At 59.1% G+C, this 23,663-nt stretch carries 21 protein-coding genes and 1 riboswitch; of the genes, 12 read left to right on the plus strand and 9 right to left on the minus strand.

Features of this window, described 5'->3' with window-relative positions; genetic code table 11:
* Window positions 1-53 precede the first annotated feature (53 nt).
* From I2H38_RS19165 to I2H38_RS19210, 10 genes are read left to right on the plus strand one after another with little or no spacing between them, the layout of a single operon-like run.
* Window positions 54-1,037, plus strand: a complete 984-nt coding sequence (locus tag I2H38_RS19165; RefSeq protein ID WP_210324876.1) for an ABC transporter ATP-binding protein — start codon at window positions 54-56, stop codon at window positions 1,035-1,037.
* Window positions 1,030-2,022 carry an oligopeptide/dipeptide ABC transporter ATP-binding protein gene (locus I2H38_RS19170; RefSeq protein ID WP_229426814.1) on the plus strand — a complete coding sequence of 331 codons (993 nt, stop codon included), beginning with the start codon at window positions 1,030-1,032 and terminating at the stop codon, window positions 2,020-2,022. The genes I2H38_RS19165 and I2H38_RS19170 overlap by 8 nt, the downstream gene beginning before the upstream one ends.
* A gap of 12 nt (window positions 2,023-2,034) precedes the next feature.
* Window positions 2,035-3,561 (plus strand): ABC transporter substrate-binding protein, encoded by a 1,527-nt coding sequence (locus tag I2H38_RS19175; protein WP_196273477.1) that lies wholly within the window; start codon window positions 2,035-2,037, stop codon window positions 3,559-3,561.
* A 5-nt stretch (window positions 3,562-3,566) separates the two neighbouring features.
* On the plus strand, window positions 3,567-4,493 hold the full coding sequence (locus I2H38_RS19180) for an ABC transporter permease (protein WP_196273478.1): 927 nt from the start codon (window positions 3,567-3,569) through the stop codon (window positions 4,491-4,493).
* Complete coding sequence (locus tag I2H38_RS19185; RefSeq protein ID WP_196273479.1) at window positions 4,490-5,365, plus strand: ABC transporter permease; 876 nt, start codon at window positions 4,490-4,492, stop codon at window positions 5,363-5,365. Before I2H38_RS19180 ends, I2H38_RS19185 begins: the two co-directional genes overlap by 4 nt.
* 40 nt (window positions 5,366-5,405) lie before the next feature.
* Window positions 5,406-6,206, plus strand: coding sequence for a substrate-binding periplasmic protein (locus I2H38_RS19190; RefSeq protein ID WP_196273480.1), 801 nt, complete (start codon window positions 5,406-5,408; stop codon window positions 6,204-6,206).
* A 42-nt stretch (window positions 6,207-6,248) separates the two neighbouring features.
* Window positions 6,249-6,896, plus strand: coding sequence for an amino acid ABC transporter permease (locus tag I2H38_RS19195; RefSeq protein WP_196273481.1), 648 nt, complete (start codon window positions 6,249-6,251; stop codon window positions 6,894-6,896).
* Window positions 6,897-6,909: 13 nt separating this feature from the next.
* Complete coding sequence (locus I2H38_RS19200; protein ID WP_196273482.1) at window positions 6,910-7,707, plus strand: AroM family protein; 798 nt, start codon at window positions 6,910-6,912, stop codon at window positions 7,705-7,707.
* Between the two features lie 3 nt (window positions 7,708-7,710).
* Window positions 7,711-8,382: an amino acid ABC transporter permease gene (locus I2H38_RS19205; RefSeq protein WP_196273483.1), complete on the plus strand. Its 672-nt coding sequence runs from the start codon at window positions 7,711-7,713 to the stop codon at window positions 8,380-8,382.
* A 9-nt stretch (window positions 8,383-8,391) separates the two neighbouring features.
* Complete coding sequence (locus tag I2H38_RS19210; protein ID WP_324617445.1) at window positions 8,392-9,216, plus strand: amino acid ABC transporter ATP-binding protein; 825 nt, start codon at window positions 8,392-8,394, stop codon at window positions 9,214-9,216.
* 169 nt (window positions 9,217-9,385) lie between these two features.
* Here I2H38_RS19210 and I2H38_RS19215 read toward each other — a convergent pair.
* From I2H38_RS19215 to I2H38_RS19225, 3 genes are all read right to left on the minus strand, one after another.
* Window positions 9,386-10,082 (minus strand): IS6 family transposase gene (locus I2H38_RS19215; RefSeq protein WP_196273484.1). Its coding sequence is split into 2 segments (ribosomal slippage): window positions 9,386-9,737 and window positions 9,736-10,082, totalling 699 coding nucleotides; the frame shifts between segments, so codons are not numbered across the junction.
* A 63-nt stretch (window positions 10,083-10,145) separates the two neighbouring features.
* The gene (locus tag I2H38_RS19220) at window positions 10,146-11,270 is read right to left on the minus strand and encodes a ribonucleotide-diphosphate reductase subunit beta (protein ID WP_196273485.1); all 1,125 of its coding nucleotides are present in this window, start codon (window positions 11,268-11,270) and stop codon (window positions 10,146-10,148) included.
* Window positions 11,271-11,361: 91 nt separating this feature from the next.
* On the minus strand, window positions 11,362-14,226 hold the full coding sequence (locus I2H38_RS19225; RefSeq protein ID WP_196273486.1) for a ribonucleoside-diphosphate reductase subunit alpha: 2,865 nt from the start codon (window positions 14,224-14,226) through the stop codon (window positions 11,362-11,364).
* 106 nt (window positions 14,227-14,332) lie between these two features.
* Window positions 14,333-14,536, minus strand: a riboswitch (cobalamin riboswitch).
* Window positions 14,537-15,049: 513 nt separating this feature from the next.
* Here I2H38_RS19225 and I2H38_RS21135 point away from each other — a divergent pair.
* Window positions 15,050-15,262 carry a hypothetical protein gene (locus I2H38_RS21135; protein WP_229426815.1) on the plus strand — a complete coding sequence of 71 codons (213 nt, stop codon included), beginning with the start codon at window positions 15,050-15,052 and terminating at the stop codon, window positions 15,260-15,262.
* A gap of 355 nt (window positions 15,263-15,617) precedes the next feature.
* Here the strand turns inward: I2H38_RS21135 and I2H38_RS19230 are convergent, their stop codons facing one another.
* The 6 genes from I2H38_RS19230 to I2H38_RS19255 all read right to left on the minus strand — a co-directional run bounded on the left by I2H38_RS19230 (window position 15,618) and on the right by I2H38_RS19255 (window position 21,746).
* A complete protein-coding gene (locus I2H38_RS19230; protein ID WP_196273487.1) occupies window positions 15,618-16,397 on the minus strand; it encodes an IclR family transcriptional regulator in 780 nt (259 codons plus the stop codon).
* Window positions 16,398-16,738: 341 nt separating this feature from the next.
* On the minus strand, window positions 16,739-17,566 hold the full coding sequence (locus I2H38_RS19235) for an ABC transporter permease (protein WP_196273488.1): 828 nt from the start codon (window positions 17,564-17,566) through the stop codon (window positions 16,739-16,741).
* Window positions 17,567-17,582: 16 nt separating this feature from the next.
* Window positions 17,583-18,437: an ABC transporter ATP-binding protein gene (locus I2H38_RS19240; RefSeq protein WP_196273489.1), complete on the minus strand. Its 855-nt coding sequence runs from the start codon at window positions 18,435-18,437 to the stop codon at window positions 17,583-17,585.
* Between the two features lie 102 nt (window positions 18,438-18,539).
* Window positions 18,540-19,364, minus strand: a complete 825-nt coding sequence (locus I2H38_RS19245) for an amidohydrolase family protein (protein ID WP_196273490.1) — start codon at window positions 19,362-19,364, stop codon at window positions 18,540-18,542.
* A 118-nt stretch (window positions 19,365-19,482) separates the two neighbouring features.
* Window positions 19,483-20,616 carry an ABC transporter substrate-binding protein gene (locus I2H38_RS19250; protein WP_196273491.1) on the minus strand — a complete coding sequence of 378 codons (1,134 nt, stop codon included), beginning with the start codon at window positions 20,614-20,616 and terminating at the stop codon, window positions 19,483-19,485.
* A 170-nt stretch (window positions 20,617-20,786) separates the two neighbouring features.
* Window positions 20,787-21,746 carry an MBL fold metallo-hydrolase gene (locus I2H38_RS19255; protein ID WP_196273492.1) on the minus strand — a complete coding sequence of 320 codons (960 nt, stop codon included), beginning with the start codon at window positions 21,744-21,746 and terminating at the stop codon, window positions 20,787-20,789.
* A gap of 458 nt (window positions 21,747-22,204) precedes the next feature.
* Here I2H38_RS19255 and I2H38_RS19260 point away from each other — a divergent pair, with 458 nt between their 5' ends.
* A complete protein-coding gene (locus tag I2H38_RS19260; protein ID WP_229426817.1) occupies window positions 22,205-23,125 on the plus strand; it encodes an amidohydrolase family protein in 921 nt (306 codons plus the stop codon).
* Window positions 23,126-23,663 lie beyond the last annotated feature (538 nt).

A 23,663-nucleotide genomic window follows, 5' to 3' on the forward strand; every position in this document is an offset into this window, starting at 1 on the left:
AGGCTGGACTTCTCGGGATTGGAACGGAAATCGCCCAACCGGAGAAAGTTTCCTTGCTCGTCATCGAAGATCTTCATGTCGATCTGCCCGCACGGAGCGGGCGGCTGCAGGCCGTCAGGGGGCTCAGCTTGGCCGCGGCTGCAGGACGCACACTCGCCATTGTCGGGGAGTCGGGATCGGGCAAGTCCATTACTGCCCTATCGATCATGGGATTGCTGCCGAAAGGTGCCCAACGCCGGGCCCGGCGCCTGACATTCGACGGAATCGATCTTCTAGCCCAAACGGATCGCTCCATGGAGGATATCCGCGGCAACCGGATCGGCATGATCTTTCAGGACCCCACCGCGTCTTTCAACCCCGCCTACACGATCGGCGAGCAGCTCGAGGAAGTCCATCTGCGGCACTGCAAAAAAGGCAGGCAGGATGCCCGCAAGCGCGCCATCGACCTGCTCGAGCAGGTCGGAATGCCGGCGCCGCGGGAAAGGCTCGCGCAATATCCCTTCGAACTCTCAGGCGGCCTGCGCCAGCGGGCGATGATCGCCATGGCGCTCATGTGCGAACCTGCCCTGGTCATCGCGGACGAACCGACAACGGCGCTTGATGTCACCATTCAGGCGCAGGTTCTGCGCGTGTTGCGGGACTTACAACGACAAATGGGGCTCGCTGTCATTTTGATCACGCACGATCTCGGCGTCGTGTCGGCGGTCGCGGATGATGTTGCGGTGATGTATGCAGGCGAAATCGTTGAACAGAGCGATGTCGATGCGCTTTTCGCATCACCGCAACATCCCTACACGCGCGGACTGCTTTCCTGCATCCCTCGCATCGGATCGGGGCAGATGGGGCAGCGACTTCCCACCATTCGGGGGCATGTGGCGAACCTTTCGCGCTTGCCGGATGGTTGCGTCTTTGCCGCGCGTTGCGACATGGCGGACGATCGGTGTCGGAAACACCCCGTCGAGCTGGAATCCGTCGCTCCCGGGCATGCGGTCCGCTGCATCAATGCGCACCTTCTGGAGGCGAACACCCATGCGTGACGCCATGCCGATCATCGAAGCACGCGCCGTGCATCAGGCCTTTCCCATATCCGGAGGGGGCGCTGCGTCCAAACCACGCGTTCTCCGGGCGGTGCGTGGAGTCGATCTTACCCTGGGCTCCGGCGAGGCGCTGGCCCTCGTCGGCGAATCCGGCTGTGGCAAGTCCACCTTGGCAAAAATGCTCCTCGGCCTATCGCGGCCGAGCGGCGGCGAGATATTCATCGGCGGAGACGATGTCGTTTCCCTGTCGCGGAAGGAGGTGGCGCGTCGCGTTCAGCCGGTCTTCCAGGATCCTTTTGTTTCCCTCAATCCACGAAAGACGATCGAGCAGATCGTCAGCCTGCCGCTCGCCGCCACAGGCAATGGCGGCCGCGCTGAGCGGCGCGAGCGGGTGCGAGCCATGCTCGACTTGGTGGGGCTCCCCTCGGAATTTTGCACACGGATGCCGGCCCAATTGTCGGGCGGCCAGAGGCAGCGCGTTTCCATCGCAAGAGCCCTCGTGGGCGAACCGAGAGCGCTGATCTGCGACGAACCGACATCGGCGCTCGACGTGTCGGTTCAGGCACAGATCCTGAACCTGCTGCAGGACCTTCGCGATCGTCTCGGTCTTTCCTATCTCGTTATCACCCACAATCTCGCCGTCGTGGATCACTTGGCGGAGCGTACCGCCGTCATGTATTTCGGGCGGATCGTGGAGGAAGGTCCGACGCGTGCGGTCCTTACCGCACCCCGGCACCCCTACACCCTCATGCTGCGGCAGGCCGTACTGGAACCAGATACCAGCCACCAGCTCGCCGAGTACAGCGACCCCGGCGTCATGCCGAGCCCCATGGAAATCCACACGGGCTGTCCCTTTCGCGCGCGCTGCGCCCGCGCCACGGAGATTTGCAACTCCGTGGAGCCGGACGGCATCCGTGATGGAGATCGCATCGTTGCCTGCCACAACCCACTCCCATCACAGCGCCCATTTTTGACGCGTTCCTGAAAGGAATAGACCATGCGGACGACGACCAGCAGATCCATCCTCACTCTGGCCGCGGGCCTCGCGCTCCAGCTTGCGGTCCCGTCAGGCGCGCAGGCATCCAAGGCGGACGATACGCTCACGGCAGCGTTCCAGTTTCAACTCCCAACCTTCGACCGCTACTTTGCGGGTGGCCGCGAAGGCTTTCTGCTTGGATTGCTGGTCTATGACGCCTTGATTTATCGCGATCCCAACACGCTCGAATTCAAACCGCTACTCGCGACGAGCTGGCGGCAGATCGACGATCTCACGTTGGAATTCGACCTGCGCCAGGGCGTGAAATTCCACAACGGCGACGCCCTCACGGCCGAAGATGTCGTCTACACAATCAATTTCGTATCGAACCCACAGAATAAGATCTTCAGCCCGGAGACCGCCGCCTGGATCGCAAAGGCCGAAGCCGTCAATTCCCATACCGTCAGGATCACCGCCAAGGAGACCACCCCCCTCGCGCTGAACTACGTGATGCAGCTTGCGATTTTGCCGGCGAAGTATCATGCAACCGTCGGGAAGGACGAGTTCGGTCTCCGGCCGGTCGGGACAGGGCCTTATACTGTGGCGAAGGGCAGCGGGAACACAGTCGTCTTCGCGCGCAACGAGGCCTATTTTACCGGCGGCGGGAAGAACAAGCCGCTCATCGGAAAACTCGTCTACAAAACCGTACCCGACGTCACCGCACAAGTTGCCGAGCTGATGACTGGCGCTGTCGACTGGGCGTACTATATCCCGAGCGATCTCGCCGCCCGGATGGCCACCAATCCGAAGCTCCGGATCACCAATGCCGATACATTTCGTGTCGGGTTTCTAACCCTGAACGTGGACAACAACGTCCCGCCGGATTCGCCGTTGCGCGACGTGCGTGTTCGGAGGGCGCTGAACCATGCCATCGACCGGGAGAAGATCGCCAAGTCCCTTGTCGGCTCCTCGGCCATGGTGGTGAATTCCGCCTGCTCGCCGTTGCAGTTCGCCTGCCGGCAGGATCTACCGCCCTACGAATATGATCCGGCAAAAGCGAAGGCGCTGCTCGCGGAGGCTGGTTATCCCAACGGTTTCGACGTCGATGTCTTCGGCTATCGCAGCAGACCCGTAGCGGAATCCATTCTTGGGTATTTGCGCGCGGTCAATGTTCGGGCCAATCTCAACTGGCTGCAGTATCCTGCAGTGGTTAAGGCCCGGCGCGAAGGGAAAGCCGCGATCGTCATCGACGATTTCGGTTCGTCAGGGGTTGCTGACGCGGGTTACATCCTTTCATTTTTCTTCGGTGCATCCAGCGACGATCTCTCCCGCGACAAGGAGGTGACTCGCCTTGTCGCGCAGGGGAGCGAGAAGATCGACAGCGCGGGTCGCGAGAAAAGCTATGGCGATGCCCTGAAGCTCATCGGTGAACGCGCCTATTGGGTGCCCCTCTTCACGATGCCGATCAATTACGTGGCAACCACGGATCTCGAAATCCCGATCCCGCGCGACGAGAACGTCGAATTCTGGCGCGCCCGCTGGAAGTGATCCCGATGACCGCTTACCTCACCCGCCGGTTATGCAGTGCGCTCGCCGTGTTGTTCTCGATCTCTCTCATCAGTTTCATGCTGCTGAAGCTGTCAGGGGATCTCGCCACGGCGCTCGCCGGGGAAGGCTCGAACGCAGCCTATGTGGATTTTTTGCGCAAGGAGTACGGTCTGGACCGGCCGCTGCTTGTGCAATACGCCACGTGGCTCGGACGGGCGTTGACCGGTGACCTCGGGCGTTCCTTCTATTTCGGCGAGCCAGTCTCGACGCTCTTTGCGGCGCGTTTGCCGGTCACGCTGCAACTCGGTGTTCTGTCAATCGTCGTTGCGATCACGCTCGCCCTGCCTCTCGGCATCTATGCTGCGTTGAAAGAGGACTCCCTGCCAGACCGCGTGGTGCAACTGGTCGCCCTGAGCGGCCAGGCCATGCCGGTCTTCTGGTCGAGCTACCTGTTGATCCTGCTGTTCGCGCTCAACTTCAAGCTCTTGCCGATCTCCGGCGCCGGAAGTCTTGCGCATCTGATCATGCCCTCTTTGGCACTGGCGCTCAACGCCATGCCGGCCCTCATCCGCATCACACGCTCCGGCATGAGCGATGCGCTCGCTTCCGACTACGTTCGCACCGCGCGGGCCAAGGGTCTGCGGTCCCACACCGTGGTTGTGAAACATGCGTTGCGAAACGCCCTCGTCCCACTGGTCGCGATTGCAGCGGTGCAATTCGGGCTGCTGCTCGGCGGGTCCGTGGTTGTGGAGACAATCTTCGCGATCGACGGTATCGGATACTTCACCTGGCAGGCCATCTCGCAGAACGACTATCCCGTCGTCCAGGCCGCGGTGCTGATCGTCGCTTCCTTCTATGTTCTCCTTACGCTCGCAGCGGATCTTTTGAACATGTGGGTCGATCCGCGATTCACTTTAGGTTTAGCACCATGAATGCCACGCTTTCATTGCTGCGGCGGGGATGGAGCGGATATCCAGGGTTTGCGCATACGCTCAGCCGGTCCACATTTTTCGGCGGCTCCATCGTCGTGGCCATTGCTGTCTGCGCTGTCCTTTCGCCCTGGATCGCGCCGTTTTCGCCCGACGCGCAACAGCTCACCCAGCGACTCGTCCCGCCCGTCTTTCTCGGCGGCAGCTTGGCTCATCCGCTTGGGACGGATGCGTTGGGGCGAGACTACCTCAGCCGATTGCTTGCCGGGGCAAAACTTACCTTGTTCATCGGCCTCGGCGCGACCGTGATCTCCGCCCTGATCGGTATTTCGATGGGGATGGTTGCGGGCTATTTCCGAGGCCGGGTGGAAACGGTTGTCGGTTTCTTCATCAATGTCCGTCTGAGCATGCCGATCATGTTGATCATGCTTTCTCTGGTCGGTCTTCTCGGCAACTCCACCGCGCTGATCATGATCGTCCTGTCCTGTTTTCTTTGGGACCGCTTCGCCGTTGTCGCGCGCTCGATAACGTTGCAACTTCAGGACCGCGAATTCGTCCTTGCGGCGAAGGCCGCCGGATGCACCGATTTGCGGATCTTGATTGGTGAGATCCTGCCGAATCTTGCGCGACCTCTCCTCGTGGTTGCGACACTCGAGGTCGCGCATGCGATCCTGTTGGAATCGGCACTCTCTTTTCTGGGCCTCGGCGTCAAATCGCCCTCCGTTTCGTGGGGGCTGATGATTGCGGAGGCGAAGGATTACGTGTTCTTTGAGGCCTGGCTGTTGAATATCCCGGGCGCGATGATCTTTATTCTGGTCGGCGCGATCAATCTGTTCTGCGAGGGCCTGAAAGCTGGCAGCAGCTCGCTGCGATGACGACTCGATCCTGTCTTCCCTGCACTTCGAGGAGCACGACATGACTTATCTTCCTAAATCCGCTTTCGGCCTTCTGCTCGCGGCGGCTGCCCTCGCGAGCCAGCCTGCGGGCGCCCAAACACCGCCTTACGCGAGCAAGCTTGCAGTCTCTTCCACAATCACCATCGCCACGACCGGCAACGCCCCGCCGATCAGCGTCGCTCAGGCGGACGGCTCCATCAGCGGCTTTGATGTGGAGCTGTGTGAAACGATTGCCAGCGCCTTGGGATTGAAAACCAGTTTGGTGCGCGTCGATTTCGCCGCCACCATTCCAGGACTGAAGGCGGGCCGCTTCGACATGATCTGCTCCGCGACTGCCCGCACCCCGCAGCGGCTTTCTTCGCCCGATCTGTGGATGACGGAGCCCACGCTACAGAATTTTTCGACCCTCATCACACGGGCCACCGACCGCAGCATCACCTCGGTCGAGGTCCCAAAGGGAAAGAAGATCGGCACTGTCCGCGGCGGCCAGGAAGCGAAGCTGATTTCCGAGACCTTCGGCAATGACGTCGAACTGGTTACCTATCCCGGCATCGCCGAGGAAATCCTCGATCTCAAGAACGGGCGCATTGACGCCATCGCCATCAACTACATTACGGCAAGCTACTATGTGCGGGCGAATCCGGAACTGAAGGTTCTCAAGTCGGGTTTCGTCAAGGAAGGAATCTCGCCCTATGACCATGCCTTGGCCGTTAGCCGTGCCCAGCCGGAATTGCTCGAAGCGGTCAACGCCGAGATCGCCAAGCTCAAGGCTTCCGGCGCAATCGAGAAGTTGGAAAAAAAGTGGATCTCCGTCGACTGAGTGGAATCCATCGGAATATTTAAGGGCAAAAGCACCGTTACGATGAAGCTAGAATTCCTTCTCGAACATCTGCCCATGATGATGCGGGCAACGATCGTCACCATCCAATTGACGCTCGTTACCCTCGTGGCCTCGACCGTGTTCGCAATTCCGCTCGCAATCGTTCGCATGCGCGAATACACGTTCGGGGCACGAATGGTGGCTTGGTACAGCGCACTGATGCGCGCTGTACCAACCCTCGTGCTTCTGTTCTTCGTTTATTACGGTCTGCCGCAGATCGGTGTCGTCATCCCGGCCTTCGTGACGGCGCTCGTTGGCCTGTCGCTTTCCGCGATCGCCTACAATCTCGAGATCATCCGATCGGGGTTGATGGCGGTTGACCGAGGCCAGATAGAGGCCGCCCGGGCGCTTGGCGTACCCGGCTGGCGCATCTGGTGGAACATCGCCATTCCTCAGGCGGTGCCGGTCATGGTGCCGACCTATCTCTCCAACGCGACGCTGGTTCTAAAGGGAACCTCGGTCGCGTCGATCATCACCATCCCCGAGCTGACCGCAGTGGCAAACGAGATCGTTTCCGAAACTTACCGGCCCTTCGAAATTCTTCTCGGCGCGACCGCCATCTACATCGTGCTCGGCGGCGTCCTGACCCTCGCGGCGCAGGTTGCATCTCGTCAATGGCAAGCCAAGTGAGCAGGACCCTGCAATGTCTCGTCCAACCATCGGCCTGATCACCCTCGGCCAGGGTCCGCGCCCCGAATATGAGCGCCTTCATGGCGCGCTATTCGGCGAACTCGGCATCGACGTTCGTCTCGTCAGCCGGCACGTGCTTGACGGCCTCTCGCCGGACCAGATCGACGCACTGGAGGCCCGCGATGGCGAACCCGCCATCAATAGTAACCTGCACGGCGACGGCCCGACGCCAAGTCCGCTCGGCAGGGGCTGGACGACGAAATGGATCAGCCGCTCCAAGCTCGTGCCCCTCATTCAAGCCGCGATCGATGCGTTCGAACGGGACGATGGGGTCGATGTCACCCTGTGCTGCGTGGCCGAGGAGTTTCCCGAAGCATGTTTTCGCTCGCAACGTCCCTTTGTGTTGCCCTCCGCGATCATGATGAGCTATCCGCAGGTCCTCGCGGCCACCAGGCCCGACGCGACGATCGGGCTTGTGGTCTACGGTGACCGCCAGCGGGAACAGCAGAAGGCCGGATTTGCGGCCAAGACCTGGGCCCGGGATCTGCGCACCGTCTTCTCGGGCAATGGCCGCAACCTTCCGGCGTCGATCGCGGAAATCAAGCGCGAACGGCCAGATCTCGTCCTCGTCTGGGCCTATGCGGCGGGTTTTGCTCCAAACGAGCCGCCGGGACAACTCGCTGAGCTTTCCGTCGAACTCGGCGCGCCGCTGATCGTCCCAGCCGTCGCTGCTGTCACGTTTATCAGAAACCTGCTGTCGCCGCCGATTTCGGGGATCCGTGCCTGCGCCAACAGCCCGGATTTGGGTTGAGCCATGAACGCAAATGCTCTGCTTCAACCGCTGTCGATGTATGCGTGGGGGATCGGCAACGCGCTCTTCCTGCTTGTCGCGAGCGCGGTCATTTCCACCGTGCTAGCACTTGTCCTCACCTTCGCCGACATCTACGGGCCGCGTTCTCTGTCGCGAGGCATCCGCGTCTATAGCTGGCTTGCTCAGACGACGCCGCCCCTGATCCTGCTGTTTCTCGTCTTCTATGGCTTCACCAGCAACGGGATCACGCTGTCGCCGATGAATTCGGCGCTCATCGCGTTCATTGCCTTCGCCACGGCCTACAATTTCGAGATCTTTCGCGCCAGTTTCGACGGTGTGCCGAAGGATCAATTCGAGGCGGCCCGTGCCCTGGGCATTCCTCTGTCGCAGACGCTGACGCGGATCGTCTTTCCGCAGATGCTGCCGATCGCGATCGGCCCCTATGTCGGCCGCGCGACAGTGCTCCTGAAAGAAACGTCGCTCGCCTCCGCCATTTCAGTGTCCGAGATCATGAACGTGACCGGCGGCCAGATCTATGCCGGGGGCAATCCGCTCCTGCTGATCGGCATCGCGGGCGGCATCTATATCGTGCTCAATCTGGGGTTAATCGCGATCGAAAGCCGGATGAGCCGGCGCGTCGCCACGACTCACGCCAACGCCCCGGTCAAAGGATAGGCTGTTCACATGAAAGCATCTGCGCCTCTTTCAGTCACGACTGACACCGGCGGCCGGCGATGGCCGGAGCCGCCGGCCGAGTCCGTGATGGTCGAGATCCGGGATCTTGGCCTGTCCTACGGCGCGCGCCCTGTTCTCAAGGGCGTCAACCTCGCCGTTCCGCGCGGCCAGACCGTGGCCATCATCGGCCCCAGTGGCTCCGGGAAGACGACGCTTCTGCGCTGTGTCAACTACCTCGCGCGACCGACCGAGGGAGAAATATGGGTTGGAGGAACCCTGGTTGGACAGCGGGAAACACACGGCAAGCTGGAGCCCGCGCCGGAATGCATCCTGCGCACGCACCGGACTGTCACCGGCATGGTGTTCCAACAGTTCAACCTGTTCCGTAACCTGACGGTACTTCAGAACGTCACATTTGCACCCATCCACGCCAACGGCCGGGACAGGGCCTCGGCTGAGGAAAAGGCACGAAGCCTGATCGCGCGTGTCGGCCTGTCGCATAAGCTCGATGCCTATCCCTCCCAACTCTCTGGAGGGCAGCAGCAGCGCGTGGCCATCGCGCGCGCTCTCGCGATGGATCCGAAAGTCATGCTGTTCGACGAGGCGACATCAGCCCTCGATCCGGAACTCGCTCGGGAGGTTCTCGTCGTCATGCGCGAGCTTTCCGAAGAGGGAATGACGATGCTTGTGGTCACTCACGAAATGAGCTTTGCGCGCAACGTCGCCCATCAGATCGTTTTTATGGAAGAGGGACGTATCCTCCAGATCGCGGCTCCAGAGGAATTGTTCTCTGAGGATGCCCATCCGCGCATCAAGACCTTCTTGGCGCACTAGGTCTCTACAGCCGTCCGCGCAAGAGGTTGCCGTCCTCCTCGTGGGCACCCGTTACAGACACGCCTTTTCTCCTCGGGGTTTGACATTTCAGTATCTAACAGGAAGCTTCTCGGGGTTCCGGCGCAAATTTGGAGTGAGGTCAAATGATGCCGGAATGCCCATGCGATATTCACACTGCGAGCAGATCGAATTGATCCGCGAGTGACGGCTGCAGATTTTGGGCGTACTGCGCCTGTCCTTTCCTCATCATGTGGATCATCTCAATCCCGCCGAGAAGGACACGGGCAGTGTCGACGGTTTGGAAACCGAGTATGGGCCGAACGCGCCTTTTGATCCGACGATGATCCTGTTCGATGCGGTTGTTCAAATAGCGGCTTTGTCGGATCTTGACCGGCTTTGGCTCATGCCTTGATCTATCCTGCAGGCGGTCTGTCCTGTCGCAGGACATCGTCGCTTCTCGGTTGGTCTGGCTGCCATCGATGACGACCCGATCTGGACGGCCATGCCGTTTGAGAGCCTTGCAGAAACCGTTTGGCAGCCGTCAGGTCGCGTCGCTCACTGAACCAGAACTCGACCGTGTCGCCATTGTTGTCGATGGCGCGATAGAAATGGTTCCACTGACCTCGAACTTTGACGTAGGTCCCATCCACGCGCCACTTCCGGGTGACGGTCCTCTTACGCTGGTTGAAGCGCTCCAGCAGCAGCGACGCATAATGCACAGTCCAGCGATGGATCGTGGCATGGTCGATGGAAATGTCGCGCTCGGCCATCATCTCCTCAAGATTTCGCAGGCTCAGATTGTAGGCCAGATACCACCGACCGCAGAGCAGGGCCACGGATCGATCGAAATGCCTGCCTTTGAACACTCTGATGTCTCAGTAGCTGAAACTCTGAAGCAAAGCGTTTGCGACGGAACCGACGAGCGAGCATCAATCCCACGCCAATGCGCCGCCGCTCTGATAATCAATAACGCGGGTTTCGAAGAAGTTCTTCTCCTTCTTGAGGTCCATCGCTTCCGACATCCAGGGGAACGGATTTTCGGTCTCTGTGAAGACAGGCATCAAGCCAAGCTGGCCGCAGCGGCGGTTTGCAATGAAGTGCATGTATTGTTCGCACAAGGTCGCGTTGAGACCGAGGAAACCGCGCGGCATCGTGTCCCGACCATAGGCGGCTTCGAGTTCCGCTCCTTCGCGCAGCATCTGGCGGATTTCGTCCTGGAAAGCCTTCGTCCAGAGATCGGGGTTCTCTGCCTTGATCTGGTTGATGACGTCGATGCCGAAGTTCAAGTGAATGCTCTCGTCGCGCAGGATGTACTGGTACTGCTCGGCGATGCCGACCATCTTGTTGCGTCGGCCGAGCGCAAGAATTTGCGCGAAGCCCGTATAGAACCACATCCCCTCGAAGATCACGTAGAAAGCCACCAGATCACGCAGGAAAGCCTGATCCTTCTCAGGCGTTCCCGTAGCGAAAGACGGATCCTCGATGCCTTGCGTATGCTTGAGCGCCCAGGCGGCCTTGTCGGTGATCGAGGGAACCTCGCGGTACATATTGAAGAGTTCGCCCTCGTCGAGGCCGAGGCTTTCCACGATGTACTGGAAGGTGTGGGTGTGCACGGCCTCCTCGAAGGCCTGGCGCAGCAGGTACTGGCGGCATTCGGGATTGGTGAGGTGGCGGTAGATCGCCAGCACGATGTTGTTGGCGACAAGGCTCTCGGACGCGGCGAAGAATCCGAGATTGCGTTTGACCATGCGCCGCTCGTCCTCCGTCAGTCCGTCGCGGGACTTCCACAACGCGATGTCGGCCTGCATCGAGACCTCGGTGGGCATCCAATGGTTGTTGCAGGCGGCGAGGTACTTGTCCCAGGCCCACTTGTATTTGAGCGGCAGCAGCTGGTTCACGTCGGCGCGGCAATTGATCATGGCCTTGTCGTCGACGCTGACGCGCCCACCCTCGCGGTCAATCGAGCCAAGCCCCGTCGTTTCGGCGGGGTCGGCGGATCGCCTGGAGGCGGGAGTGGAGAGAGAGGCGCGTTGCGGTTGGGTCCAGTCGAGCATGGGAGGTGTCCCTGAAAAAGTCCGTGGGGACCGCGCTCCGGATAGAACGCGGTCGGGAAAGAGGCGTGGTGTGGAGAGGGCTCGGCGTTACCTATTGGCAGGCTTCGCATTCCGGATCGTCGATGGAGCACGCCTTGCCGTCGGGTACGACGCTCGCCGCAATCGGGGCCGGCGCCACAAGCACGGCGTTCAGCTTGCCGTCGGTGCCCTTCAGCGTCGACTTCTCCACGTGCGTCGCCGATGTCGCGCGCAGGTAATAGGTCGTCTTCAAGCCCCGCTCCCAGGCCAGTCGGTACATGCCATCGAGCTTCCGGCCATTCGGATTGGAGATATACAGGTTGAGCGACTGGGCCTGATCGATCCACTTCTGGCGCCGGGCCGCAGCCTCGATCAGCCAGGACGGTTCGATCTCGAAGGCGGTGGCGTAGAGGGCCTTGAGATCGCCCGGAACACGGTCGATCGCGGCAAGGCTGCCGTCGAAATATTTGAGGTCCGCGATCATGACCTCGTCCCAGAGACCGCGCGCCTTGAGATCGTGCACCAGGGCTGGATTCACCACGGTGAAATCGCCGGACATGTTGGCTTTGGCATAGAGATTGCGGAAGGCCGGCTCGATCGATTGCGACACGCCGCAGATGTTCGAGATCGTGGCTGTGGGCGCGATGGCCATGACGTTGGAATTGCGCATTCCCGTCCGGATGACGCGCTCCCGCAGGGATTGCCAGTCAAGGGTCTTCGAGCGGTCGAGGGCGAGTCCTCCTCGAGCCTCGTCGAGCAGGGCGATGGAATCGATGGGCAGGATTCCCTTCGACCAGAGCGAACCCTCGAAACTCGGGTAGCGTCCGCGTTCCGCCGCCAGATCGCATGAAGCGGCGATCGCGTGGAAGCTGATGGCTTCCATGCTCTCGTCAGCAAAAGTGATTGCGTCCTCAGACGCAATCGGAAGGCGCAGCGTGTGGAGCGCATCCTGGTAGCCCATGAGCCCCAAGCCCACCGGGCGGTGGCGGAGATTCGAGCGGCGGGCCTCCGGGATCGTGTAGAAGTTGATGTCGATCACGTTGTCCAGCATCCGCATGGCGGTCTCGACCGTGCGGGCAAGCCTCTCGTGGTCGATTCCTCGCGAGGTCACATGGCGCGCGAGATTGACCGAGCCGAGATTGCACACCGCAACCTCGTCATGAGACGTGTTGAGCGTGATCTCTGTGCAGAGGTTTGAGGAGTGCACGACTCCCGCATGTCCTTGCGGCGAGCGAATGTTGCACGGATCCTTGAACGTGATCCAGGGATGGCCTGTCTCGAACAGCATGGTCAGCATGCGCCGCCATAGATCGACCGCCCGAACCTGCCTGAAAACCTTGATCTCGCCCCGCGCGGATTTTGCCTCATAACCCTCATAAGCTGCCTTGAAGGCCGGGCCGTACAGGTCGTGGAGATCCGATGTCTCATCCGGCGAGAACAGGGTCCAGACGCCGTCCTCGGCCACGCGTTGCATGAACAGGTCCGGCACCCAGTTGGCCGTGTTCATGTCATGGGTGCGGCGACGGTCGTCGCCGGTGTTCTTGCGCAGGTCGAGGAACTCCTCGATGTCGATGTGCCAGGTTTCGAGATAGGCGCAGACCGCGCCCTTACGCTTGCCGCCCTGGTTGACCGCAATCGCGGTGTCGTTGGCAACCTTCAGGAACGGCACGACGCCCTGGCTCTCGCCGTTCGTTCCCTTGATGCGGGCGCCCAGACCACGCACGGGTGTCCAGTCGTTGCCAAGGCCGCCGGAATACTTCGCCAGCAGGGCATTGTCCTTGACCGCTTTGAAAATCCCGTCGAGATCGTCAGGCACCGTCGTGAGGAAGCAGGACGAAAGCTGCGGCCGTGTCGTGCCGGCATTGAACAATGTGGGCGTCGAGGCCATGAAATCGAAGGACGAGAGCAACTCGTAGAACTCGATTGCTTTCGCCTCCCGGTCCAATTCGCGCAGGGCCAGCCCCATGGCGACGCGCATGAAGAACGCCTGTGGGAGTTCGAATCTCGTTCCCTCGATGTGCAGGAAGTAGCGGTCGCAGAGGGTCTGAAGGCCGAGATACTGGAAATTCAGGTCGCGCTCCGGCTTGAGGGCCACCGCCAGCCTGCCCAGGTCGAAACGGGCGAGTTCTGGGTCGAGCAGTTCAGCCGCAATGCCCTTCTTCACGTAGCCGAGGAAATACTCGGCATAGTGCACGGCCATTTCGGCCTGAGTCGCCTGCTGCCGATCCCCATGAACGGCGCTCAACGCCTCGCGACGCAGGCTGTCCAGAAGGAGGCGGGCGCTCGCATAGGCGTAGTCAGGCTCCCGCTCCACGAGAGTGCGCGCCGCGAGGACGGGGGCGAGCGCGAGTTCGTCTTCGGTGATTCCGTCGTAGAGATTGCGGCGGGTCTCCTCGAGGATGGCGTCGGCGGAAACGTCTGCGAGGCCTTCGCGGGCTTCAGCGACTAGGGTCCGAAGCCGCGTCATGTCGAGCGGAATGCGAGCGCCGTCATTCGTTGTCACGTGAAGACTCGGACTGGCCGGAGGCATGCCGGGCACTGCCTTCGCCCGATCGGCCGCACGCTGCTCTCGGTAGAGCACGTAAGCGCGCGCCACCTTGTGATGTCCACCTCGCATCAAGGCGAGTTCGACCTGATCCTGAATCTCCTCGATGTGAAAGGTGCGTCCGGCTTCGGACCTGCGGGTGAGGCCAGAGACGATTTCCTTCGTCAGGGCCTCGACGGTCTCGTGGACCCTACGCGAAGCAGCGGCTGTCGAGCCTTCGACGCCGAGGAATGCCTTGGTTAAGGCGACGCCGATCTTCGAGGCGTCGAAGGGCGTCACACTCCCATTGCGACGGATGATCTGGTGTCCCGGCTCTGTCCCCGCCGCAAGCATGGGGGGAGGGACCGGAGATGCCGCCGAGGCGGCATGTTCAATTCGGAGACTGGTGGACATTCGGCAACCCCAAAATGTTGGGGGCTTGGGCCGAGGAACGCGACTTGCCCACGCAGAACCTGCGCGAAGCGAGCAATGCGATCCTTCGGGGCACCCCGCCCGAGGACATGATCGTCAGTCCTGGGCAGGTCTCCTGGCTCGCGGGTCATCGCCTTCTGCCGGTCTTCCCGGTGATCGCTCACCAGTGACATCGGATGGCAGGAAGCTCGTCGCTCACAGTTGCGGGGACAGCCCCGGATTCGCCTCGCGGCTCACCGGATTCCCTCTTAGCTCCGGATATTTTCCGGAGACCCATGACTACAACATATAGTGCATGCTTGGCTTGCGGGCGTCAATATGCGGACACTTTTACGCGTTCTTGATTATTCCGCCTCGCTCCTCGGCAGGATCCTTTCGCCAGCCTGCTGCTGCCCAGACGATCGGAAACAAGACGGTCGCGCCCGCGAAATCTCGCATTCATCCAGTCCAACAGTCGCAGCGCATCAAACGGACTTGCTTACTCCGACTGTGATGGGGGTGGTGACCTGACTGCCGATGGCCTTCTCGGCGAGGCTGAGCAAGCAGCCCCCTCGGCTCGCTCGTTTTCAGTCGCCGATTTCGCGAACGAACGTCTTCACGTCGATAGGCGGACCGGATCGGCATTCCTCTTGCCGACATAGCCCCAGCTCTCATTGTTATCCGTGTTGGATGAAGTGTCGTAGTCTGGATTAAGGTGGCGCCACAGGCCGTTCCGGAGGAATGCCGACGGGTTGATTTGTTTGTAGCAATTCTAAATTACTCGTTGCCGGGATCCTGATGGAAGTCCCCGGCGATGGAGACATACATGGCAAATATGAGCTCAAGCGCGGCCTGTGCGAACTGCCGCTTTTATGACGATCACAAGTTGAACGGCGCTATCGCCAAAGACGATTCAGGCCTTTGCCGCTTTAACCCCCCGATCAATCAGCCCAATGCCCAAGGACATGGCCTGTGGCCTGTCGTAGGGGGGCGGGATTGGTGTGGACATTTTTCTCCGGACCAACTCCCCGCAGAGTAACAGCGGCATATTTTAGTGGAGGGCCGGCTACGCGCCTGCTCTTCATTCTTTCCATTGATCACAACCGCTCAATGGTCCGACTGATCTGGATTGGCACCGCTGTGGCCCCGCTGGCGAACCAGTGACGTGGACCACTGACCATGCCCGAGATCGCCACGATCGGCCTTGATATCCCAAAGAACGTCTTCCAGGTGCACGACGTGGACAGGAGTGGAAAGATCGTCCTGCGCAAGGCGCTGCCGTGTCAAAGGCGGAGCAATTCCAGGCCAGTGGGGCGACGTAAAAGCTCGCCTCGGCGGTTCCGCCGCAGGACCCCTTTAACGAAGCTCCTGTATCGGCGCCATCTGGCGACCGCTCACTCTACGTTCATGTATCCGTTCTGGGCCGATAACAGGCCCGTGAATTTCAGCAGCTCTTTGACGTCCTTGCTTTCTGCGCCAACGTCGAGATTTTTCGCGAGGCCGATGATCGTAATCGCAAGCTTCATTTGCCGCGTATGATCATAAACCGGGGACGATATTGCATTGACGCCCGGAATTGGGTTGCCAAGCGCGGTTCCATAGCCGAGCCGCTTTATTTTTGCGATTTCACGCCGAAAGGCTGTTGGATGGCTCGCTGAAGTTGTGTCAGCCTGTTTCTTCTTGCTTATTTCGGCCCTCACATAAGGCCATACGAGGCTCTCAGGCATAAAGGCGGCGAAGACCTTTCCCGTCGCCGTTCCTACAATCGAATACACGGTACCGGCCCGCAAATTGACGTGAACCTGGTCTCCGCCCTCATTTACCTGAACAATAGTGGGACCGTGTGTTCCCCAGACGGAGACGGTCACCATCATTCCGATCTGTGCGGCAAGCTCGCCGGCGGCCGTGCAAGCAAGGCGCAGCGGTTCATGGCTGCGCATCCTTGCCACGCCCAGCTGAAGGGCCAGCGGCCCCAGTTGGTACAGCCCTCGCGCATCCTGCTCAATCAAGCCCAATTTGCGAAAACTCACAAGATACGCATGGGCCTGTGCGGCCGGAATTGCAGCAAGCGCTGCAATATCCTTCAACATAAGCGCCCCACCAGCCGTAGAAAGCACGATGAGAATACGCCCGCCCACCTCTATCGACTGTACACCGCGTCCTTCAATGTTCATCTTTCACCTGGCTGTCGGCGCGACGAAGGCATTTTCATCTATAATCGCGCTACATATTCCTGAACACTTAAGACACGACCTTGCTCAGGATGTCGGATGAATGCCCTTAAAACATCGAAATGACAATCCCTGGGCTCTCCCGGCCGGACCAAAACCGAACAATGACCGGCGGTTGACTGAGTATTCAGCCCGGGACATACGCTCGGCATGGACCCTGGACTAGCCATCCCAACCCCACTTGGACGGCTAGCCCCAATCATTCACGCCACAACCATTCACCTGTACCGGGGAGCGGCCTTGGCCCACCCCGAACTGAAGAGACCACGTGGTGCGGGACCTGGCTATTGCTTCCAACGCAGCAGCCGCTGCTCGGCAAGGACCATCAGATAGTTCAGCCCGATGGAGAACGTCGCCAGGACAACGAGCAGACCAAACACACCGGCAACCTCGAAGGTTTGCGAGTAGTAGGTAATCTGCCGACCCCATCCATGTTGGGCCGCAAGCATCTCGCCGACGACCGCCCCCAGGAGGGCGTAAACCGCCGCCAGCCTCAAGCCAGCAAAAATCGATGGGATCGCGTAGGGAAGAACAACCTTCAAATAGGTTTGGCGTGAGGTTGCCCCCATCGCCCTCGCCATCATCATGATGTCGGAGTCAGTCGCCCGGGCGCCTGCATTGGTGTTTACCAATGTGATGAAGAAGACAAGGCTGAATGCGAGAACGATCTTGGATTCGGTGCCAATTCCGAACCAGAGAATGAAAAGCGGCGCAAGCGCCACGCGCGGCAACGCGTTGAATCCGCTCAGAAATGGGCTGAGCACGCGATCCGCCGTCGTAAAGCGCGCCAGCAGCAACCCCGATACGATGCCTGCTACGCTACCAATAGAGAACCCCATAAGGGTCTCATATATCGTATAGCTGGCATCCACGAATATTTCGCCACCTGCGATATACTTCCACAGGAACAGGGCCGTTTTCGTGGGAGTCGAGATATAGAATTCCGGCACATAGCCCCACTGGACAGCGTAATGCCAAACCGCCAGCAGGGCCACAAGGAAACCTAACCTCAACGTCCACACCAAGAGGCTGGTGGATGCTTTCTTCGATTCAGCCTGTGACGCCGTCACGGCATCAGCCCGATTTGCAGTGCTAGACTTCGACGCGACCATCTTCCTATGACCTCATTTACTTCGACCGAAGAAGTTCCCAAATTTCCCGAGCAACGACCTGGAACTCAGGCATATACCTGATGCTCTCCACGTTCCGCGGCCGGGGAAGATTTGTCATCCTGTCCAAGATGATCCGCCCGGGATTGGCGCCAAAGACGAGGATCCGGTCCGCAAGCGCGACAGCCTCGTCAAGATCGTGCGTAACCAGCACGGCGGTTTTATGCGTGTCCTGCCAGAGGAGTTCGAACTCTGACTCCAGCTGCAGCTTGGTCTGCGCATCGAGGGCTGCGAATGGTTCGTCCAGAAGAAAGATGTCAGGTTCGATAGCCATCGTTCGGGCAAGCGCCACCCGTTGTCGCATTCCTTGAGAAAGCTGAGACGGATAAGCATTTTCAAACTTGCTCAACCCGACCAGCTTCAATAATTTCTGTGACCGCGCTCGTCGGGCATCCGCGGGCACTCCCCGCAGTTCCAGACCAAACTCGACGTTGTCCCGGGCGGTACGCCAAGGGAGCAAAGCATCCCTGGCGAACATATATCCCATCGACCGGCTCGGCCCCTTCACCTCTTCATTGTTGAGATAGACTTGGCCCTTCGACGGCGCCACCAGGCCGGCCATCATGTTCAATACCGTTGTCTTACCGCATCCGCTGGGGCCAACGATTGCGAGGAACTGGCCCGCGGGAACATCGATGCTGACATCTTCGACGGCGGTAAACGGCTTCCCTTCATGTCCTTTGAAAATCTGAAAGACATTCTGCACCGAGATTGCGATGTCACCTGACGGCTTTCGCGATACGGCGCTTGGAGATTTTACACCTGAAGAATCGGCAGATTCATATGGAATTGCCTTTGCTGAGTTTCCGTCCACGCACATATTCTCCCCGTATTTTGCGCTACATTTCGACGTAGAGCATTTGGTTCCACAAAGTGGCGACGCTTAACGCGCGTGGCCAACTTTGCTCATGCACACTTAATGATCGTCGCTGATGCCCAACAACGCCGCTGCGTTAGAGAACGACACCTTCCTCCACGCACCCTCGTCCCATTCGATTTGCGCCTTAAACGAGTCGATCGATTCCAGCGTTGAGAATGGGTATGCGCTCGCGTAGATGATCTGATCCTGCAGCAGGCCATTCGCCGCCTCGAAGACGGGAAATGCACCTGGCAAATTCCAGTAAATCGACGGCTCGATGAAGACGTTCGTCCGGCGATAGGCGAGCGCGAGGAATTCCGTTGCCTGCGGCCAACAAGCATGCGAACAGACGAAATTGGTGCCGGGAAGGTCTGCGGCCGGCGCGTCGACAGTGGACGGATCGCCATACTTTCCGACGAACGGCCCCATCGTAATGATCACCGGGACCCCCAACTCTGCAGCCTTTTCATAGATTGGATAGACGGACCGATCATCCACGAAGACTTTGGCCCGACCGGGATCGATCGAAATTCCCTTGAGGCCTAACTCACGGACACATCGCTCCATCTCCTCGAGAGCAAAAGCCTGATCGGAAATGTCGATTCCGGCGACACCCAGGAGACGGCCCGATGACGCTGCGGCGCAACTCGCCACGTAATCATTGGACACCCCGAAAGTCATTTCACCGAGCGTCGTGGACTGGCGGCCTGTAAATACGCCGATGTCCACGCCGGCCTTCTTCAGATGTTCAAAGAAATTCTCAAGCGGCTCCGGATTGGGCACAGGGAGCCCCCAGCGACGCCAGTTCAACGCCCGCGAAGGCCCCGACACCAACGCCATGTATTCAGGGGTAATTGGTCGAGTACGAAAGTCGATTAACATTCGTTGGCTCCACTATGCCGTACCACCTTGAGGCCCGGCAAGATTTCGAACCTGAGCATCGCTCAGGGGGTTGGCTTGGGATGTCGAGAATTTCAATTCGACGCGGTTAAAGCTTGCCTCACGGTTGCCAGACAAAATCACTGCAGTTCGTGGCCTGAGAGGAAGCAATCTGCTGCGTCTCGATCAGCCACTTCACGCCGTTGTCGAGTGCCTTGCAGCTGGTCTTGCTCGAGAAGCCCGCACGATTCTGCAGCAACATGGCCCGGATGATCGCTTCATCTGCAGCCGAATGCTTTTTGAAACTCTTTACGACTTTATCGTCGTTCTTCGGATCGTTGATAAAATTGATGGCTTCGCTGATGGACGCCGCGAACAGGCGGTACTTTTCCGGATTCTTCTCGATAGATGCCTTGGGCGCAAAAGCAGCATGACCGGACCAAGAGTCCATCAGCGCACCCTTCCGCAGATCGACCAAGTCGCGGCCGATCTTAAGATTATCGACCAACATCGCCCTCGAAGGCTCAACGGACACGATATAGTCAGCTTGCCCAGCCCTAAGGGCATTTGCCAGAACAACGCTGCCGCCCAGCGCCAAAACATAGGCATCCGACTCCTTCAGCCCTCCCTCCGCGAGAAGGGATCGTGCCGTGAAGTAATTGTCAGAACCGATCGCGGTTACGCCGATGCGTTTACCCTTCAAGCACTTGATCGGCTCGGGATAAGGCAGCTTGGCCTCTGGGCACGCGTCAATCAGCTCATTTTTACCGATCAGCGAATAGATTGGTCCTTCGATCGTATTAACGACCATTCTCAGGGGATGATCTGGATTCTTTGTATTGAACACCATGATGAATGTCGGCGCGATGAACATCACATCAATGCTTCCGCCGGAAACAGCGGAAACCGCCACCGTACTCTGATTGAGGTTGATCAGTTCGACGTCCAAGCCATTCTTTTTGAAGAAGCCCTCTTCATACGCAATATAGGTGGGAAGCATGGTAAAATTGCCGTCGGAATGCTGAACCTTAAATTTGGTCTGAGCATTTCCGGCGGCCGTCATTCCTGCAAGCATGGCGGTCGCCAGCGCGACGGAACGGAATATGCGCCCTCCGCCGATTTTCCTGATGATTGCGCAGCAGTCCATCGAAACTCCTCCCTTTTTCATTGATGTGCTTTTGTGAAGGACGCTAATTGACGAAAATTGAAAGCGCAAGACGATTTTCGTATTTAGCGAACCAATTCGTTGATTCATGCCCGTAAGGCCTTTGGCGTCCCCTTGCCGAAAGCCGCACGTTGGACCCGCCCACGGACCGAAGGAGCCTGCCGCACTGTTGTTTGCAAGGCCGCGAACAACCTGGAATGACAAGTCAATCCACCCCCGGCGAACACCCTTAGGCCGAGAGCGGATTGACTTGAGTCAGACTACACGAGCCCCTGAAGGGCACCCCACACTTCGCGGTCGCGTTCGGCCGTCCAGACCACCGGCGTGTCAACCCCCGAGGCCTCGTCAAACGCGCGGCTGACGTTAAACGGAAGGCAATGCTCGTAGATGGCGAACCCTTCGAACTTCGGGTCCATTGCCCTGCGCGTTTCCTCAAAGGTCTCTCTCAAAGTGAGGTCTCGGGCCACGGCAAGTTCGGCGGATGTGTAAAGGGTACCAACAAAATCACGGGTCATGGCTACCGCACCTCGAACGTCTGCGCGCGTCCGCAAAGCATCGCCGCGGCCCGGCACGATCGCCTGGGGATTGAAGTCGACGATCCGATCAAGAGTTTGCGGCCAGTCCCGAAGGTGTGCGTCGCCGCAATAGCAAGCCGACTGATACTCCACGAGATCACCGGTGAACATGACATTGGCGTCCGGCACCCAGGCCACGATGTCGCCCGCCGTATGACCGCGGCCCAATTGCATCAATCTGACCTCCCGCCTCCCGAGGAAAAGCGTCATCTCCTCCTTGAATGAAATGGTTGGCCAGGTCAGCCCCTGTGGGATTTCTTCCTTTCCGCGAAATAAGCGCGGAAACCTCCCGATCTCTGAAGCCTTATCCTGCTCTCCACGCTCGACAATCAGCTGATAGGTCGCGTCGGACGCCACAATTGACTGCGCCGCGTACGCAGACGCTCCCAATACCCTTACTGCGTGATAATGCGTCAGCACGACATATTTGATCGGCTTGTCCGTTACAGCGCGGACATGCTCGATGACGTCTTTGGCCATGCGCGGCGTTGCTTGCGCATCGACGACCATACAACAATCGTCGCCGACGATGACCCCCGTGTTCGGATCGCCGTCTGCCGTGAAGGCGTACAGGTCCGGCCCGACTTCCACGAACGCGGAGGATTTTTCCGTCAGATCCCCCGTGGAAGCAAACTGCTTGTTCATTCTGTCTTCTCCTATCTCAAATGGATCGCGACCACAGCGGGCAATACTGAAGTTCGCTTATTGCGAATTCATTCGTTCTTACTCATCGCAAATGGAAATAGCAACCAACCCTGCGCCGGCCGGGAGGCCCCAAAAGGGGCGCAGGGCGATGGGAGCAGGGCTCAATCGGCTCCCGACGAACGGACATAGAAGGTCGCTTCCGCACAGACGCGGCCTCAAATGGCCCCATGATGACCTCCCTGCAAATGAAGGCATATCGACGAAAATGCGCGCCGCCGCCCTGGGACGAGCACTGCGCCCACGTTCGATTCCGATTGGTTTTCTTGGGTGTCGTCGCCGAGCTGCGCCCAGAGCTCGCAAAAGGACCTGTTGGATGAGCTGCGATTGCAACCCGGGACCAAAACCCCGGACCTCAGCAACTCACATCGCTCGATCGAGTCGTGAATTCGTTCTGATATTTGGTTATTGCGAATCTATTCGTTTATGTTAGCCTCGCCTTCTCCCATGCTAGGCTGCTCATAGATTCTGGAGATGAAATGAAGATCATAGATTTCAGGCTTCGCCCCCCATACAAGGGCTTCCTCAATGCGCGGATTTACACGCGACAAGACATCAGCGGCAAATTCACCAACCAGCTTGGCTTTCCGGTGCCGCGCTCCGCGACAGAGAAGTCCATCGACCTGATGTTCACAGAGATGGACGAGGCTGGCATCGATATCGGGGTTGTGGTCGGTCGCAACACCAAGGTTCTTGGCGCCGTCCCCAATACCGACGTCGCTGAAATGGCGCGCGAATTTCCGAAGCGACTCGTCGCCGTTGCCTCGATCGATCCAGCCGATCGGAAGGACGCAATGCGTCAAATGGAAGAAGCGCTGGCCCTTGGGATGCGCGGCGTCAATCTTGAGCCAGGCATGATGGCTGAGCCGATGCATCTCGATGATCGCCGCCTGTATCCCATTTATGCCTTCTGCGAAGACAATGACATTCCGACCATCCTGATGGGCGGCGGCAATGCCGGACCGGATATCAGCTACACGTCACCCGAACACATCGACAGGGTTCTTGGGGATTTCCCCAACCTGAAAATCGTGTCCTCTCATGGAAGCTGGCCTTGGGTGAAGGAAATCATCCATGTCGCCTTCCGCCGGCCGAACCTCTATCTTTCTCCAGATATGTATCTCTACAATCTCCCGGGAATGACGGATTACATCGCGGCCGCGAACGGCTTCCTGCAGGACCGTTTTCTGTTTGGAACTGCTTATCCGCTTTGCCCGCTCATTGAATACACGAAGTGGTTCCGGACCCTTCCGTTGGACGCAGACGTCATGCAGAAAGTCCTGTACACGAACGCAGCCAGACTTCTCAAAATCGAAACCTAAATTTTCCATATGGTAGCGTCATCTGACGCCGCATCATGGATTCTCTTGCCGACGATACGCCCGTTCACGATCGGATTGACGTGAACGGGATAGCGTTTAAGAGTTCTTCTCTATTCGGCGATTTGAGGTCAAGCGCTTTCAGGTCCTCCACATTCCCGATGTTTGACGTCACTTGCGGGTCCTTGCTTCTCTTCGGGATTAGCTCTCGGGCTCTCTCCCATGATGGGATCAGAAGAATGAGGCAGTCCAATCTGTTGCGCGTTCTGGTCGCGCCAGGCGCGACCGACACAAGAGCCCTAGCGAACTCACCTTATCCATCGTCCCGCAAGGGACGTCTCTCCAGCTGGCGCAAACTTGTCTACCTTTCTGTTCGTGTGACAGGCTGTGCCAACGGGGACGTCACGTTAACTCGGGCATGAGACTGGGCCTGTGGCGGGGGATGTCACGGTAACTCTTGGTCAGGGATCTCTGGCTTAATTGCTGAGGGATGCCCCAGCCCATCAGCTACAAACGCCACCGTTTCCCATCCCAGATCATC

It is taken from the genome of Microvirga alba (genome assembly GCF_015694465.1).
In the GTDB taxonomy this organism is placed as follows: domain Bacteria; phylum Pseudomonadota; class Alphaproteobacteria; order Rhizobiales; family Beijerinckiaceae; genus Microvirga; species Microvirga alba.

Bases quoted from the DNA above. Each gene is read 5' to 3' on its own strand.
- I2H38_RS19180 (WP_196273478.1), top strand. From the start codon at position 3,567: ATGACCGCTTACCTCACCCGCCGGTTATGCAGTGCGCTCGCCGTGTTG.
- I2H38_RS19245 (WP_196273490.1), bottom strand. From the start codon at position 19,364: ATGTTAATCGACTTTCGTACTCGACCAATTACCCCTGAATACATGGCG.
- I2H38_RS19170 (WP_229426814.1), top strand. From the start codon at position 1,030: ATGCGTGACGCCATGCCGATCATCGAAGCACGCGCCGTGCATCAGGCC.
- I2H38_RS19250 (WP_196273491.1), bottom strand. From the start codon at position 20,616: ATGAATCAACGAATTGGTTCGCTAAATACGAAAATCGTCTTGCGCTTT.
- I2H38_RS19205 (WP_196273483.1), top strand. From the start codon at position 7,711: ATGAACGCAAATGCTCTGCTTCAACCGCTGTCGATGTATGCGTGGGGG.
- I2H38_RS19175 (WP_196273477.1), top strand. From the start codon at position 2,035: ATGCGGACGACGACCAGCAGATCCATCCTCACTCTGGCCGCGGGCCTC.
- I2H38_RS19220 (WP_196273485.1), bottom strand. From the start codon at position 11,270: ATGCTCGACTGGACCCAACCGCAACGCGCCTCTCTCTCCACTCCCGCC.
- I2H38_RS19235 (WP_196273488.1), bottom strand. From the start codon at position 17,566: ATGGTCGCGTCGAAGTCTAGCACTGCAAATCGGGCTGATGCCGTGACG.
- I2H38_RS19230 (WP_196273487.1), bottom strand. From the start codon at position 16,397: ATGAACATTGAAGGACGCGGTGTACAGTCGATAGAGGTGGGCGGGCGT.
- I2H38_RS19225 (WP_196273486.1), bottom strand. From the start codon at position 14,226: ATGTCCACCAGTCTCCGAATTGAACATGCCGCCTCGGCGGCATCTCCG.
- I2H38_RS19195 (WP_196273481.1), top strand. From the start codon at position 6,249: ATGAAGCTAGAATTCCTTCTCGAACATCTGCCCATGATGATGCGGGCA.
- I2H38_RS19190 (WP_196273480.1), top strand. From the start codon at position 5,406: ATGACTTATCTTCCTAAATCCGCTTTCGGCCTTCTGCTCGCGGCGGCT.
- I2H38_RS19185 (WP_196273479.1), top strand. From the start codon at position 4,490: ATGAATGCCACGCTTTCATTGCTGCGGCGGGGATGGAGCGGATATCCA.
- I2H38_RS19200 (WP_196273482.1), top strand. From the start codon at position 6,910: ATGTCTCGTCCAACCATCGGCCTGATCACCCTCGGCCAGGGTCCGCGC.
- I2H38_RS19210 (WP_324617445.1), top strand. From the start codon at position 8,392: ATGAAAGCATCTGCGCCTCTTTCAGTCACGACTGACACCGGCGGCCGG.
- I2H38_RS21135 (WP_229426815.1), top strand. From the start codon at position 15,050: ATGGCAAATATGAGCTCAAGCGCGGCCTGTGCGAACTGCCGCTTTTAT.
- I2H38_RS19255 (WP_196273492.1), bottom strand. From the start codon at position 21,746: ATGAACAAGCAGTTTGCTTCCACGGGGGATCTGACGGAAAAATCCTCC.